At 59.6% G+C, this 15,264-nt stretch carries 13 protein-coding genes; 7 read left to right on the top strand and 6 right to left on the bottom strand.

Translation table 11 applies throughout. The features are described 5' to 3' along the window. Positions 1–69: 69 nt before the first annotated feature. Together E7738_RS05260 and E7738_RS05255 are read left to right on the top strand one after the other, a co-directional pair. The gene (locus E7738_RS05260; RefSeq protein ID WP_211724462.1) at positions 70–1,593 is read left to right on the top strand and encodes a carboxylesterase/lipase family protein; all 1,524 of its coding nucleotides are present in this window, start codon (positions 70–72) and stop codon (positions 1,591–1,593) included. 212 nt (positions 1,594–1,805) lie between these two features. Next, complete coding sequence (locus E7738_RS05255; RefSeq protein WP_394516176.1) at positions 1,806–3,482, top strand: methyl-accepting chemotaxis protein; 1,677 nt, start codon at positions 1,806–1,808, stop codon at positions 3,480–3,482. Here the strand turns inward: E7738_RS05255 and E7738_RS05250 are convergent. Further along, a complete protein-coding gene (locus E7738_RS05250; RefSeq protein ID WP_394516175.1) occupies positions 3,440–4,321 on the bottom strand; it encodes a LysR substrate-binding domain-containing protein in 882 nt (293 codons plus the stop codon). The two genes, E7738_RS05255 and E7738_RS05250, sit on opposite strands and share 43 nt — an antisense overlap. Before the next feature lie 125 nt (positions 4,322–4,446). Here E7738_RS05250 and E7738_RS05245 point away from each other — a divergent pair, with 125 nt between their 5' ends. Next, a complete protein-coding gene (locus tag E7738_RS05245; RefSeq protein ID WP_309787472.1) occupies positions 4,447–5,613 on the top strand; it encodes a methionine aminotransferase in 1,167 nt (388 codons plus the stop codon). Positions 5,614–5,626: 13 nt separating this feature from the next. Beyond that, positions 5,627–6,406, top strand: coding sequence for a transporter substrate-binding domain-containing protein (locus E7738_RS05240; protein WP_021506096.1), 780 nt, complete (start codon positions 5,627–5,629; stop codon positions 6,404–6,406). Between the two features lie 63 nt (positions 6,407–6,469). Here E7738_RS05240 and pepT read toward each other — a convergent pair whose 3' ends face one another. Continuing rightward, positions 6,470–7,696, bottom strand: a complete 1,227-nt coding sequence (gene pepT, locus E7738_RS05235) for a peptidase T (RefSeq protein WP_058780594.1) — start codon at positions 7,694–7,696, stop codon at positions 6,470–6,472. A 114-nt stretch (positions 7,697–7,810) separates the two neighbouring features. Between pepT and E7738_RS05230 the strand changes: the two genes are divergently transcribed. Beyond that, entirely contained in the window at positions 7,811–9,406 is a 1,596-nt protein-coding gene (locus E7738_RS05230; protein ID WP_058769768.1) for an ABC transporter substrate-binding protein, read from the top strand. On the opposite strand, the gene E7738_RS05225 is transcribed toward E7738_RS05230, so the two are convergent. After that, positions 9,396–10,310 (bottom strand): LysR family transcriptional regulator, encoded by a 915-nt coding sequence (locus E7738_RS05225; protein ID WP_058769769.1) that lies wholly within the window; start codon positions 10,308–10,310, stop codon positions 9,396–9,398. The two genes, E7738_RS05230 and E7738_RS05225, sit on opposite strands and share 11 nt — an antisense overlap. 147 nt (positions 10,311–10,457) lie before the next feature. On the opposite strand from E7738_RS05225, the gene E7738_RS05220 reads away from it, so the two are divergent. Both E7738_RS05220 and E7738_RS05215 read left to right on the top strand, forming a co-directional pair. Then, positions 10,458–11,879, top strand: coding sequence for a M20 family metallopeptidase (locus E7738_RS05220; protein ID WP_394516174.1), 1,422 nt, complete (start codon positions 10,458–10,460; stop codon positions 11,877–11,879). After that, on the top strand, positions 11,876–13,150 hold the full coding sequence (locus E7738_RS05215) for an MFS transporter (RefSeq protein WP_394516173.1): 1,275 nt from the start codon (positions 11,876–11,878) through the stop codon (positions 13,148–13,150). Before E7738_RS05220 ends, E7738_RS05215 begins: the two co-directional genes overlap by 4 nt. Positions 13,151–13,190: 40 nt before the next feature. Here E7738_RS05215 and aldA read toward each other — a convergent pair whose 3' ends face one another. The 3 genes from aldA to E7738_RS05200 all read right to left on the bottom strand — a co-directional run bounded on the left by aldA (position 13,191) and on the right by E7738_RS05200 (position 15,223). Beyond that, the gene (gene aldA / locus E7738_RS05210) at positions 13,191–14,627 is read right to left on the bottom strand and encodes an aldehyde dehydrogenase (protein WP_058780590.1); all 1,437 of its coding nucleotides are present in this window, start codon (positions 14,625–14,627) and stop codon (positions 13,191–13,193) included. 159 nt (positions 14,628–14,786) lie between these two features. Continuing rightward, positions 14,787–14,885, bottom strand: coding sequence for a YoaK family small membrane protein (locus tag E7738_RS05205; RefSeq protein ID WP_021313714.1), 99 nt, complete (start codon positions 14,883–14,885; stop codon positions 14,787–14,789). Positions 14,886–14,899: 14 nt separating this feature from the next. Further along, complete coding sequence (locus E7738_RS05200) at positions 14,900–15,223, bottom strand: hypothetical protein (RefSeq protein WP_058769772.1); 324 nt, start codon at positions 15,221–15,223, stop codon at positions 14,900–14,902. Positions 15,224–15,264 lie beyond the last annotated feature (41 nt).

The following is a 15,264-nucleotide window of genomic DNA, read 5'->3' as shown; positions in this document are numbered from 1 at the left end:
TGCTTGCAGAACATAGACATTCCACTGAGGCCTGCAAATAATGGAATCAGGCTTTACCAGGAACCCGCAATGAAAAATGAACGACGTCTGAGGATCATGACGGCAGAAGGTGAACTCAGAGGCCTGATGGATGATGAACTGTTTACCTTTAAAGGAATACCTTATGCAGCGCCGCCGGTTGGCGCACTGCGCTGGCGTCCGCCGCAGCCGGTGGTACCGTGGCAAACGCTGCGCGATGCCACCGCATGGGGCGATGCCAGCTGGCAAAATCGTGACTACTGCGTGGCGGCCGGCGGCGGCGATCCGGGCCGCTTCAGCGAAGATTGCCTCTATCTGAATGTCTGGACGCCCGATGTCGAACCCGCTACGCCGTTACCGGTGATGGTATGGCTGCACGGCGGCGGCTTCAGCATTGGTGCCGGCAGCCTTGATCCCTATCGCGGCAAAGCGCTGGCAGCGCAGGGCGTGGTGGTGGTGACACTCAATTACCGCCTTGGCCATTTCGGCTTTTTCGCGCATCCGGCGCTCGACGCCCAGTATCCACCGGGCAAGGTGGTCAATAATTTTGCGCTGCTGGATCAAATTGCCGCGCTGCAGTGGATTCAGCGCAACATCCCGGCGTTTGGCGGCGATCGCCATAACGTCACGCTGTTTGGCGAATCGTCCGGCGCGCGCAGCGTATTGTCGCTGTGCTGCTCGCCGCTGGCCGAAGGGCTGTTTCATAAGGGCATCGTGCAAAGTGCCTACAGCCTGCCGGACGTGCCGCATAAGCAGGCGCAGCAAACAGGCCTGCAGGTGGCAGCGCATTTCAATCTGGCCGCGGATGCCAGTGCGGAACAGTTGCGCGCACTGCCGGCCGACAGTTTCTGGCCGCTGGAGCGACCGCTGGCGCTGGGGCCGGTGGCCATCAGCGGCGATGCGGTGCTACCCAGACCGATGCTCGACACCTTTATGGCGGGTAAACAGCATCGCGTGCCGTTGATGATTGGCAGCAACAGCGATGAAGCCAGCGTGCTGGACTACTTCGGCGTGGATGCCCGCAGCGTGTTACAGCAGCTGCGCAGCAAAAGTCGCCTGAGTTATCGCCTGCTGAAGTGGCTGTACGATATCCATGATGACAGCCTGCTGGGACGCGCGGTGGCGCGCGACATGGCGTTTACCGTCATGCCGCTGCTGGTGGCGCAGTCGCAGCACAGCATCGGCATGCCTGCGTGGCGTTACTGGTTTGATTATGTGTCAGAAAACGCGCGTCATCTCTACCCGCACGGCACCTGGCACGGCAACGAAATTCCTTATGTCTTTAATACGCTCGCGACGCTGCCGCCGCCGGGTGACTGGCATTACAGCGCCAGCGATATCGCCTTTGCCGGCCGCGTCAGCGCCTGGTGGGTGGCCTTTGCGCGGGATGCCAGTGAGTTCAGCCATCGGCTGCGGCTCGACGGGGAGCCTGACTGGCCGGTGTGGCGGCCAGGTGAAGATTTGACTCTCGCTTTTGGCCACGACGGTAAAGCGGAATCGGTGCTGAAGGCGCGATTTATGCGCGGCCGTCTGCGTCTGTTTCGCCTGATGATGCGCAGCCACGTTAAACTTTAATAAGCCTGCTAATCATGTAAAAACATCAATGTTTTTTTAAGGCAAATTGGCCGCTATCTGCCTGATTTTACGACCGCTCAGCCGCCCCGCGCGGCACCCCATCCTGCAATTAATTAGCTTACAAAACATTTATCTTTTCCCGGTTCGCTGCCGATAAATACCCTAAGCCCTGTTTTATCCGGGCTGCCAGCGTTCACACCAGGGGATTATGTATGGGTATGTTAAAAAACTTCACGATTCGCGCCGTTATGCTGACCATTCTCGGGCTTTTCTGCCTGTTATGGTGTGGCGTAGGGCTGTTCAGCGTCCACTCGCTGAATGCGCTCGGCGAGGGTAACGAGATTGATCGTCAGCTGGTAAACCAGATGACGGCGCTCAGCAAAGGCAACGATCAATATTTCCGCGTGGTCACGCGTCTGTCGCGGGTAATGGAAGGCCGCACCGCCGGTAACGCGCCGACCGCAGAAGCGTTCGCGCCGGTGCAGCAGGCACTGGATAACATGAAACAGCAGTTAAGCCAGTTCAAAGCCATGGCGCCGGGTCCGATGGACAGCGAGACGGTGAACAATGTGATCAGCAGCTGGCAGAAACTGCTGGATGAGGGGATCGCACCACAGGTGGCGCTGGCGCAGCAGGCTTCACTGGATGCATGGCGCGCGCAGGCCAACAATGTCACGCCGCCGCTGAGCCGGGCGTTTGGTGCCAGCGCAGAAGCGTTTAATCAGGCCGCCAGCAGCAAGCTGGATGAGACCCGCGTGACCGTGGATACGCTTACCAGCATGACCAAAGTGATTATTGTGTCGGCGGTGGTGTTCGGCTTATTGATTCTGCTGTTCACTGACCGTTACCTGGTGACGATGCTGGTGAAACCGCTGGATCGCATCCGTAACCATTTCACGGTGATTGCGCAGGGCGATCTCAGCCAGCCGGTGGAAGAATTTGGCCGCAACTGCGTCGGCAAACTGGTGCCACTGCTGCGGGCGATGCAGGACAGCCTGCGTGAAGCAGTCAGCGCCATCCGCAGCGGCACGGAGAACATCTACCGCGGCGCAGCAGAAATTTCAGCCGGCAATAACGATCTTTCATCGCGCACCGAAGAGCAGGCGGCCGCGCTGGAACAGACCGCGGCCAGCATGGAGCAACTGACTGCCACGGTGAAGTTCAACGCCGACAACGCACGTCAGGCCAGCGCGCTGGCGGAGACCGCCACCGGTACCGCGCAGCAGGGCGGCCGTCTGGTTGGCGAAGTGGTGACCACCATGCAGGGCATTTCCGGCAGTTCGAAAAAGATTGCCGAAATCACCAGCGTGATCAACGGCATCGCCTTCCAGACCAACATCCTGGCGCTCAACGCGGCAGTCGAAGCGGCGCGTGCCGGTGAGCAGGGGCGCGGCTTTGCCGTGGTGGCCAGCGAAGTGCGCAACCTGGCGCAACGCAGCGCCGGCGCTGCAAAAGAGATCGCCACGCTGATTGAAGATTCGGTGTCACGCGTTGAAAAGGGCTCGGAGCTGGTCAGCAGCGCTGGCAGCACCATGCATGACATTCTGAAGTCGGTACAGGATGTGAATGAGATCATGAAGCACATCGCTGCCGCGTCGGAAGAGCAGAGCAAAGGGATTTCGCAGGTCGGCACTGCCGTCACCGAAATGGACAGCGTCACCCAGCAGAACGCATCGCTGGTGGAGCAGGTGTCGGCGGCGGCCAGCGCGCTGGAGCGTCAGACCGAAGAGCTGCAGGCGTCGGTGGCGAAGTTCCGTCTGTCTGACAGCGCGCCGCGCGCGCAGACCGTGGTATCCACTGCTGCGCCTGCGCTGCGCCGGCCGGTGTTATCTGCCGCCGCAGGCGCTCAGGGTAAACCCGCCAGCAGTGAAGAGTGGGTTTCATTCTGAGGCTGACACAACCACGCCACCAGCTGCGGCAAAAACGGTGGCGCATCTTTTTCCGCCCGCTGTAACAGGCTGTAGCTCGCCCCGGTTGCCACACTCGCAGCAAACGGGGCGATTAACCGCCCATTCGCCAAATCATTCTCCACCAGCGTAATATCCGCCACCGTCACGCCAAATCCCTGAATCGCCGCGCTGATCGCCAAATCCATGGTGGCGAAGTGCTGATTGCGCGCCATCGGCAGCTGCTCCGCCTGGCCGGACAGCCACAGCTGCCAGTCGCGCGTATCGCCGGTCGGATGCAGGAAAGTGAATTTGGCCAGTTCGCTCACATGGCGCGGTGCCGGCACGCTGCTGGCCAGCACCGGCGTCAGGCGCTCGGCAAACAGCGGAATGGCACCGGCAGGCGGCGTGCCGAATACAATTGCCGCATGAAAGTTTTCCAGCTGCGACGCGTGATCGAGCGTGGTGGTCAGCGCCACGTGAATGTCTGGCCGCTGCTGCTCCAGCGCCACCAGACGCGGCACCAGCCAGCGCATGGCGCAGGTCGGGGCTTTAAGCCGAATCGAGGCATTGCTGCGGCTGGCTTTCTCTGTGGCATTGATCAGCAGATTGAATCCCTGTTGCAGCTCCGGCAGCAGCGCCGCGCCCTGATCGGTGAGATGCAGACCGCGCGCGTGGCGTTCAAACAGGGCAAATCCCAGCCAGCTCTCCAGCGCCGCAATTTTGCGGCTCACCGCGCCCTGAGTGATGCACAGTTCGCTGGCGGCGCGCGTCAGGTTGAGATGACGGGCAGTGACCAGAAAGGCATGAATGGCGTTGAGCGGCAGAGCAGAGCGGGACATAACGGCCTCAAGCTATGATTTTTTATCATGGCTATTATGACAACAATTCGCTTGTCGACTCAAGCGTCGCGCCGTTGAATAGAAATCTACTTCCGATACGTGGTTATGCAACCTGTGGAGCAATGATGACCCTGAACAGCAGCGTAAAGCTCTCCTCCAAACAGCCGGACGTCGGCACCACCATTTTTAGCGTGATCGGCCAGCTGTCCGCACAGCACCAGGCCGTTAATCTGTCCCAGGGCGCACCCAATTTCCCGTGTGACCCGCAGCTGGTTGAGCTGGTCAGCCAGGCGATGCGCGACGGCCATAATCAGTACGCCGCGATGACCGGTTTACCGGCGCTGCGTGAAGCGCTGGCGGAGAAGGTGTACCGCCTGTATGGCCAGCAGTACGATGCCGCCAGCGAAGTCTTGATCACCGGCAGTGCCAGTCAGGGCATCTACATGGCGATTTCGGCGCTGGTGCATCCGGGTGATGAAGTGATCTTCTTTGAGCCAGCCTTTGACAGCTACGCGCCGGTGGTGCGGTTACAGGGCGCGACGCCGATCGGCCTCAAGCTGCAGGTGCCGGATTTTGCGATTGACTGGGACGAACTGCGTGCCGCGATCACCCCGCGTACGCGCATGATTATCATCAATACACCCCATAACCCGAGCGGACAGGTGCTGAATGCCGCCGATCTCGACCAACTGGCGGCCCTGACGCGTAATACCGACATCGTGGTGTTGTCTGATGAAGTCTACGAACACATCGTGTTTGACGGCCAGACGCACTGCGGCATGGCCACGCACGCGGAACTGGCACAGCGCAGCGTGGTGGTGTCCTCCTTCGGTAAAACCTTCCACGTCACCGGCTGGCGCGTCGGCTATGCGCTGGCGCCTGCTGCGCTGATGGCGGAGATCGTCAAGGTGCATCAGTTCATGATGTACGCCGCCGATACGCCGATGCAGGTTGGCTTCGCGCAGTATCTGCAGAACCCGCAAAACTACCTGCAGCTGTCGTCGTTTTATCAGGCGAAGCGCGATCGGCTGCAGACGCTGCTGCAGGATTCACCGTTCAGGCTGTTACCGAGCGCCGGTTCGTTCTTTATGTTGGCCAGCTACGGACATTTCAGTGACGAAAGCGACAGTGAAATGGTAAAACGTCTCATCGTCGATCACGGTGTGGCTACCATTCCGCTGTCGGCGTTTTATATGGATGGCACTGACAATAAATTAATCCGCCTTTCTTTTGCTAAAGACGACGCAACGCTCGAAGCCGGCGCGCAGGCGCTGTGCCGGGTTAAAGGGTAATTAGGGGAAAATAATGAAAAAACTGAACGCACTGTTTATCGCACTGGGCATGATCACCTCCGTGCAGGCGCTGGCGCAGGAGAGCCTGCGCTACGGTCTGGAGTCGCAATATCCGCCATTTGAAAGCCGCAACGCGCAGGGCGAGCTGGAGGGTTTTGACATCGAACTGGGCAAAGCCATCTGCCAGGTCGGCCATTTTGACTGCAAATGGGTTGAGAGCAGCTTTGATGCGCTGATCCCGGCGCTGCAGGCGAAAAAATTCGATGCGATTAACTCGGCGATGAACATCACCGAGGCGCGGGCGAAAAGTATCGACTTCACCAACCCGATCTACCGCATTCCTACCATGCTGATTGTGAAGCAGGGCGAGAAACTCGAGCCGACGGCGGCGTCGCTGAAAGGAAAAAATATCGGCGTGCTGCAGGGCTCGATTCAGGAAACCTACGCTAAAAAGCACTGGGAATCCCAGGGCGTGACGGTGACGTCGTATCAGGATCAGAACCAGGTGTACAACGACATGGTCGCTGGCCGTCTTGACGGTACGCTGGTGATGTCCGCCGCCGGTCAGTCTGGTTTCCTCGATAAGCCGCAGGGCAAAGGTTTCGCCTTCGCCGGTAAGCCGGTGGAAGACGACACCATTCTCGGTTCCGGCATTGGTTTCGGTCTGCGCAAAGGCGATAGCAAGCTGAAAGGGGAACTGGATGCGGCCATCGCCAAAGTCCAGGCCGACGGCACCGTGACTAAACTGGCGGCGAAATTCTTCCCGGGCATTGACGTCAGCGTCAGCAAGTAAGCGGGTGTCAGCCTGATCGGCAATCGCCGGTCAGGCTGTCTCAACATTTCTCTGCAACCGCGCTTATCGGGCTGCCAGATAACACAGCGCTTCCGCCACCTGATACGACTTCACAAATGACGGGATCGGCAGGAATTCAAAACGCGAATGGAAATTGTGCGCGCCGGTGAAGAAATTCGGCGTCAGTAACCCTTTGGCCGACAGCGCAGACCCATCGGTGCCGCCGCGCATCGGAATCACTTTAGGTTCCACGCCCACCTGCTGCAGCGCAGCAAAAATCAGATCGATTGCCCGCCGGTCCTCACCTATCGCGTTACTGATGTTGCTATAGATATCATTGATCTTCAGCGCGACGTGACCAGTCGGATAGTGCGCGGCGATCTGATCGGCGACTTCCACCAGCTGCTGCTTCTTCGCATCAAAACCCTTTAAATCGAAATCGCGAATCGACGCTTTCAATACCGCCTGGCTGGCATTGGCCTGCATATCATTGAACCAGATATAGCCTTCGCGCCCGGCGGTATGCTCGGGCGTGGCAAGCCGGTCGAAGCGGGCGATGAAGTCGTGCGCCATCAGCAGGGGATTCACCAGCACGCCTTTGCCCGACATGGGATGCGCCGGCACGCCGGTGAAGGTAATTTCAGCGGAGGCGCCGTTGAAGCACTCATACACCACTTCGCCCAGCTCGCAGCAGTCAATGGTCCAGGCGAAATCGACGTTAAAGCGCGTCTCCAGGTCCAGCGCCTTGGCGCCGCGCAGGCCGATCTCTTCATCCGGCACAAACGCCACCACCACATCACCGTGCTCGCCACGCAGGTTCTCCACCAGCGTCATCACCACGCTGACTGCCGCTTTGTTGTCGGCCCCCAGCACGCTGGTGCCGTCGCTGAACACAATCTCCTGACCGACATACGGCAGGATTTCCGGATGCTCCGCCACCCGCAGCCAGATGTCCTGCTGCGCATTCAGACACAGATCCGCGCCCTCAAAGCGCAGGGTTTGCGGATGGATATCCGGGGATAGCCCGACATCCACGGTATCAATATGGGTGATAAAGCCTACGCGCGGCGCGCCAGGCCGGTTGCCCGGTTTCACGGCGGTCACGGTGGCATGCTGATCAATCACCACATCCTGCAGACCGAGATCGCGCAGCTCCTGCGCCAGCAGTTCCGCCATGGCGTGTTGCGACGGCGTACTGGGCAGCGTGCTGGATTTGGCATCGCTCTGGCTGGAGACCGCCAGATAACGGTAAAAACGCTGGGTCAGCTGACGGGCAAGTTGGTCTGTCATCACAATTCCTTATTAGCTTTGCGCCACTGGAGATACGCCAGACGGCTAAATCATGTTATTTATGAAATAAATACCGATGCTGGCTCATGGAAGTCAATAAAAAGCGAGAAGACGATGAAAAAGATGATAGGAAAACTGGCGCTTAGCGCACTGGGGTTAGCGGTTGCAGGCGGCGTCTCGGCGAAGACGCTGGTTTACTGTTCTGAAGGCTCGCCGGAGAACTTCAACCCGCAGCTCTACACCTCCGGTACCAGCGTGGACGCCAGCGCCGTGCCGATTTTTAACCGCCTGGTGGATTTCAAACCGGGCACCACCGAGCTGGTGCCCAGCCTGGCGGAGCGCTGGGAGATCAGCCCGGACGGCAAGGTGTATACCTTCCATCTGCGCAAAGGGGTTAAGTTCCAGAGCAATAAACAGTTTACGCCGTCGCGCGATCTCAACGCTGACGACGTGATCTTCTCGTTTATGCGCCAGCTCGATACGAAAAACCCGTATCACACCGTTTCGGGCGGTAACTATGCCAACTTTGAAAGCCTCGAGCTGGCAAAACTGATCACCCGTATCGATAAGGTGGATGATCTGACAGTGCGGATTACGCTGGCCCATGCCGAAGCGCCGTTTCTCGCCGATCTGGCGTGGTATTTCGCCTCGATTCACTCGGCGGAATATGCCGACCAGATGCTGAAAGCCGGTACGCCGGAAAAAGTGGACATGCAGCCGATTGGCACCGGACCGTTTGAGCTGGTGCAGTATCAAAAAGATTCCCGCATTCTCTACAAAGCCTTCCCGCAGTACTGGCAGGGCAAGGCTAAAATCGATCGGCTGGTGTTTTCCATCACCCCGGACGCCTCGGTGCGCTATGCCAAACTGGAGAAAAACGAGTGCCAGGTGATGCCGTTCCCTAATCCGGCCGATCTCGACAACATGCGCCACAACCCGAACATCACGCTGGAACAGAAATCTGGCCTCAACACCGGTTTCCTGTCGTTCAACACCACCAAAGCCCCGCTGGATAACGTGAAAGTGCGCCAGGCGCTGGCGATGGCCATCAATAAGCAAGCGATCATTGATGCCATCTTCAAAGGTACCGGCACGGTGGCGAAAAATATTCTACCGCCGGATGTGTGGAGTGCTGATAAAGATCTGCAGGATTACGCCTACGATCCGCAACAGGCCAAAGCGCTGCTGCAGCAGGCCGGCATTCAGCCGGGCACCGAAATTTCGCTGTGGGCGATGCCGGTCCAGCGGCCGTATAACCCCAACGCCCGCCGCATGGCTGAGATGATTCAGGCCGACTGGGCAAAAGTGGGCATCAAAGCCAACATCGTCAGCTATGAGTGGGGCGAATACCTGAAGCGCGTCAAGGGCGGCGAGCATCAGGCGGCGCTGATGGGCTGGACCACCGCCACCGGCGATCCGGATAACTTCTTCGGGCCATTGTACAGCTGCACCTCGGCGAACGGCGGCTCCAACTCGTCCAAATGGTGCTATGCGCCGTTTGAGAAAATCATCACCGAGGCGCGCGCCGAACAAAATCATGACAAGCGCGTGGCGTTATACCGCGAGGCGCAGCAGATGATGCATGACCAGATGCCGGCGGTAATGATTGCGCACTCAACGATTTTCGAGCCGGTGCGTAAATCGGTCAGCGGCTACCAGGTGGATCCGTTCGGCAAGCACATCTTCTATCCGGTGGATATCACGCCTTAATCGCAGCGGACAGCGCGCTGAGCTGCTGTTGCAGAAAGGTCAGAAACAGAGTCAGGGCGGCGCTGCGGGGTCGCCCTGACTGCGTCTGCAGCTGCAGCGTACGCTGGCTTAGCTGATCGATATTGACCGCGCGCATCACCAGACCCTGCTGCTGCGCTTCCTCCGCCAGGGTAAAACTGCTGCAAATGGTCACCGCCAGCGGCGTGCGCAGTAAAAAATGGAACAGGGTGGAGAAGTTGTCGCAGGTCAGTACCGGTTCGATCAGATGGCCACTCATGTGGCTGGCCAGCTCAAACAGCTGGCGTACCGTGGTGTTTTGCTGCGGTAGCGCCAGCGGATAGTGGCTGAGATCGGCCAGCGCCACCTGCGGCACGCCCGCCAGCGGATGGCTTTCATGCATCACCAGCAGCACCGGCGCCGGCCATGAGCCCACCACCTCAACCGCACGTTCCGCGTGCAGGCTAAACTGCAATGCCACGTCGCACTCGCCGCTGCGCAGCAGTTCAGCCACGCCCTGCGCGCTCGCCACCCGAACGTCAAACAGCACGCCGGGATGATCGCGGCGAAAGGCGGCAATCAGCCGGGGCAGCAGGGTAAACGCCAGCCCGTCGGTACAGGCGACACGAATCAGCGTGCGCCGCACCGCCTTCAGGCCTTTGATCTCCGCCAGCGCATACTCCATATCCAGCAGATTTTTGCGCACGTGATGGGCAAAAATCTCGCCGGCCTCGGTCAGCACCATGCCGCGCGCATGACGGGCAAACAGCGTCACGCCCAGCTGCTGCTCCAGCCGCTGAATCTGGCGGCTAATGGCAGAGACCGCCACAAACAGCTGGGCGCTGGCCGCGCTGAGCGAACCGCAATCGGCTACCGCGAGAAAATAACGCATTTCCGTGCTTAACATGCCATGGCCTCCGTCTGTGCCTGCCTCGAAATCGGGCAACGCAGCTTTGCTTTAAAGGCAAATCTTACTCGATAAATTGATAATTGTGGCAAAGCTGCCTTTCCGCAAAGATGAAAAAACAGCAGACCTATAACAGGCAGGGCAAACATGACAGCACAACAGGCGGTTCAGCAGGCCACCGCATATTTCGACAGCGGGGAATTTCAACGTATCCTGGCGCGCCGCGTGGCGTGGCAGACCGAGAGCCAGCGCGACGATCGCGATGTGGCGTTACAGGACTATTTGCAGCAGGAGATTGCACCGCAACTGCAGGCGCTGGGCTTCACGCTACAGCTCATCAATAACCCGCACGCTGCCGGCCGGCCATTCCTCGTGGCGGTGCGCATGGAAGATCCCGCCTTACCGACCTTGCTGAGCTACGGGCACGGTGATGTGGTATTCGGCGATGACGAAAACTGGCGCAGCGGGCTGTCGCCGTGGCAGCTGACCGAAGAGGGCGATCGCTGGTACGGACGCGGCAGCGCCGACAACAAAGGTCAGCACTGCGTCAATCTTGCGGCGCTGGAGCAGGTGTACCAGGCGCGCGGCGGCCGTCTCGGCTTTAACTGCAAATGGCTGTTTGAGATGGGCGAAGAGATCAGCTCGCCGGGGCTGGCGCAGCTGTGTCAGCAGCAGGCGGAACTGTTGCAGGCTGACCTGTTCATTGCCTCAGACGGTCCGCGGCTCAACGCCGTGCGGCCGACGCTGTTCCTCGGTTCGCGCGGTGCGGTAAATTTCCGCCTGACCATCAACGCGCGTGACAATGCTTATCACTCCGGCAACTGGGGCGGACTGCTGAGCAATCCCGGCACCCGGCTGGCCAGCGCCATCGCCACGCTGGTGGACGCGCAGGGCGTGCTGCAGGTGGAGGCGCTGCGGCCCGACTCGCTGACGCCGCAGGTGCGCGCCATTCTCAGCGATATCGAGGTGGGTGGCATGCCAGGCGATCCCGCGATTGACACCAACTGGGGCGAGCCAGGCCTGACGCCTGCCGAACGCCTGTACGGCTGGAACACGCTGGAAGTGCTGTCGTTTCTCACCGGTAACCCGGCGCGCCCGATGAATGCCATTCCCGGCAGCGCGACGGCGGTGTGCCAGCTGCGTTTTGTGGTCGGTACCGACTGGCAGCGGCTGGCGCAGCACGTCAGCGCGCATCTGGCGCAGCACGGCTTCCATGATGTTGAGGTTGAATTTTTGCGCGGTTCACCCGCCACGCGTCTCGATCCTGACGATCCGCTGGTGCACTGGGTGCTGAACAGCATGGCGGCAACCAGCGGCAAAAAACCGGCGCTGCTGCCCAACCTTGGTGGATCGCTGCCAAATGAGGTGTTCGCGGAGATTCTGGGCCTGCCAACGCTGTGGGTGCCACATTCGTATCCCGCCTGCGGTCAGCATGGCGTGAATGAGCACATGCTGAAATCGATTGCCCGCGAAGGGCTGCAGATCATGACGCAGCTGCTGTGGGAGCTGGGCGAGCAGGGCACGCAATGGCTGGCGCAACACCGCGCTTATGCGGGAGGTGGCGCATGAGCAGCCTCAGCCATAGCGCACCGCTGAGCGGTGTGAAGCCTAACCTGCATAAAACGCTGTTTGCGACCTGCATCGGTAATGCGCTGGAGTGGTTCGACATTGCGGTATATGGCTTTTTCGCCAGCTATATCGCCCACGCCTTCTTTCCCACCAGCGATGCGTCGGTCTCGCTGCTGCTGACCTTTGGCAGTTTCGGCGTCTCCTTTCTGATTCGCCCGCTGGGCGCGGTGGTGCTGGGCAACTATGCCGATCGCCACGGGCGTAAAAAAGCGCTGCTGCTCTCAATCAATCTGATGATGCTTGGCGGAGCCATCATTACTTTTATGCCGGGCTACGACAGCATCGGCCTGCTCGCACCGCTGCTGATCCTGCTGGCGCGCCTGGTGCAGGGCTTCTCTGCCGGTGGCGAATTTGGCAGCTCTACGGCGTTTCTGGTCGAGCATTTTCCCGAGCGCAAAGCCTTTATCGCCAGCTGGCAGTTCGCCACCCAGGGCGCCAGCACGCTGATGGCCTCGGCGTTTGGTCTCGGTCTGACGCAGATCCTGAGCGAAGGCCAGATTCAGGCGTGGGGCTGGCGTATTCCGTTTGCCTTCGGCCTGCTGATTGGCCCGCTCGGGCTGTATATCCGCCGTCACGTGCACGAGCCCGCCAGCTTTGCCGCGCAGACGCCGGAAGCGGCCCCGCTCAAACGGCTGCTTGGCCGGCAAAAAGCGCTGATGCTGCTGGCGATTGGCCTGATGGTGATCTCCACGGCGGTCAACTACATGCTCAACTACGTGCCGACCTATGCGACTAAAAATCTGCATCTGCCGGGCTCGGTGGCCTTTACCGCCACGCTGCTGGCCGGGGTGATTCTGACGGTGGTGACGCCGCTGATGGGATGGTGGGCGGAGCGCATTGGCCGCCTGCCGCTGATGTGGGGATCGCTCATACTGCTGATGGTCACCATCTATCCGGCCTTTCGGCTGGTGGTCAATCACACCACGCCGGCCACGCTGATCGTGCTGGTGTGCTGGATGGCGCTGCTGAAATCGATCTATTTTTCTACCGTACCCTCGGTGATGGCGGATCTGTTCCCGATTGGTACGCGCGCCAGCGGCATGGCCATCAGCTATAATATTGCGGTTACGGTGTTTGGCGGTTTTGCACCGCTGATTTGCACGCTGCTGATCAGTGCCACCGGCACCAGTCTGGCGCCGGGCTACTACCTGATGGCGATGTCGCTCTTAAGCGGGATAGCGCTGCTGCGCAGTCAGAAACGGATACGCTAAGTGGCAACCGGTGCGCGCGCTGCGCACCGGTGTTTACGCATCAGGCAAACTGCAGATAGGCGACGTGCGTTTGCAGATACTCCTCCAGCCCGTGGCGGCCATCGGCACCGCCGATGCCGGATTTGCGCCAGCCGGCATGGAATCCCTGCATCGCTTCAAAATTTTCGCGGTTAATGTAGGTTTCCCCGAATTTCAGCCGGCGCAGCGCGATCATCGCGGTGTTCAGATCGCGGGTATAGAGCGATGAGGTCAGGCCATAGTCGCAGTCGTTAGCCAGCGCAATGGCTTCATCCAGCGTGGTAAAGCGCATCACCGGCAGCACCGGGCCAAAAATCTCCTCACGCATGATCGCCATCTCCTGACGTACCCCGGTGATGATGGTCGGTTCAAAATAAAAACCACGTTCACCGGCGCGTTTGCCACCCAGCACCACCTTGCCGCCCTGCGCAACGGCGCTGGCGACCTTTTGCCCGACGCGGTCGCACGCGGCTGCGCTAATCAGCGGCCCCATATCCACATCGGCCTGCAGCGCCGGATCGCCAAATTTCACCTGCTGCATCGCCCCGGTCAGGGCGCTGATAAATCGATCGTAAATGCCGTCTTGCACATACACGCGCTCGGCGCAGTTACACACCTGACCGCTGTTAATAATGCGCGAACTGACGATAGCCCTGACGGCCAGATCGAGGTCGGCGTCGTCCATGACAATTGCAGGTGCTTTACCGCCCAACTCCAGCGACACTTTGGTCACATTCGGTGCCGCGGCGGCCATGGTGGCGATGCCGGCGTTGACGCTGCCGGTCAGGCTCACTAACCCGACTTTCGGGTTGGCGGCCAGTTCCTGTCCCACCTCTGGGCCATAGCCGTAAACGATGTTAATTACCCCGGGCGGCAGGCCGATGTCGTCGATAATGGCGGCGAACAGGGCGGCGTTATTCGGGGTGATCTCACTCGGCTTCAGCACGATAGTGTTGCCGGTGATCAGCGCCGGTGCCGCTTTGCGCGCAATCAGGAAGAAGGGAAAATTCCACGGCAGAATGCCGGTGGTCACGCCAATCGCTTTCTTAAACACAAAGATGTTTTCGTTTGGGCGATCGCTGTTGACGATTTCCCCTTCGTAGCGTCGCGCCCATTCCGCCATATAGTCGAGGTAGTCAGCGGTAAACAGCACTTCGGTTTGCGCCAGCGCCTGGGTTTTGCCGCCCTCCGCGACGAGGGTGGCGCTCAGCTCAGGCTCGCGCTGGCGAATAGCCGTGGCGATGCGGTGCAGCCAGTCGCCGCGCGTCACCGCCGGTAACGCTTCCCAACCGGGCTGAGCGGCTTCTGCGGCGGCAATGGCTGCCGCTGCCTGCTGTTTGCTGCCCTGGGGCACGCGTGATAGCAGGGTTTCCGTCGCCGGGTTAATCACTTCAATCCAGCTATCGTTATGCGCCTCGACAAACGCGCCATTAATGTAGTGTTGATGATGAAGGGTCATGTGAAGGGGCTCCACGCTCGGTTTTGTTAAACTGATGTGAAGAAAGAGTGAAGCAGATGAACGCTGGCGACCTTTTTATCACTGCCAGCACCAGCAGGGCGCTGGCAATAGCGGTAAGAATCACGCGACCGACGCAGCATTCTGCGTCAGTGGACCTTTTCAGGAACCGGGCATCATGGCGCCGCTGGCAATAAACCAGACCAGAAAACTGACACCGGCAACGATAATGGCGATGGGGAACAGCAGACCGATTTTCATATGCATCCTGAGCGTTAGGCGAGCTGGATTAGCGCGCGGTGTGTTTTCATCATACTGAATAGCTGAAATTGTGTCGCGTCATCGACCTGACGCAGATGTTCGCCTTTCTGATACTGAATCTGATGCACATGGCCGAGCTGACGCCACACCACAATGGCTGACGCCAGCAGCGCGCAGTTCTCTTCGCTCTGCACGCAGTCCAGCGTGGCGTAGTGGCAGCTATCTAAGCCATTAATGAACACATTCAGCGCCTCGGGCGGCACGATGGCGCGGATGTCATCCAGCATCACGCGGCTCACCGCCTGCGACAGCACCAGCGTTAACCGTTTGCTCTTCATCTCAATCCCTGGTTCCGATGATTTTTCCCACGTTATACGGA

This window comes from Pantoea sp. SGAir0430, from assembly GCF_043549295.1.
Note: the sequence above shows the minus strand (reverse complement) of the source record. Positions and strands in the feature narration are given on the sequence as shown.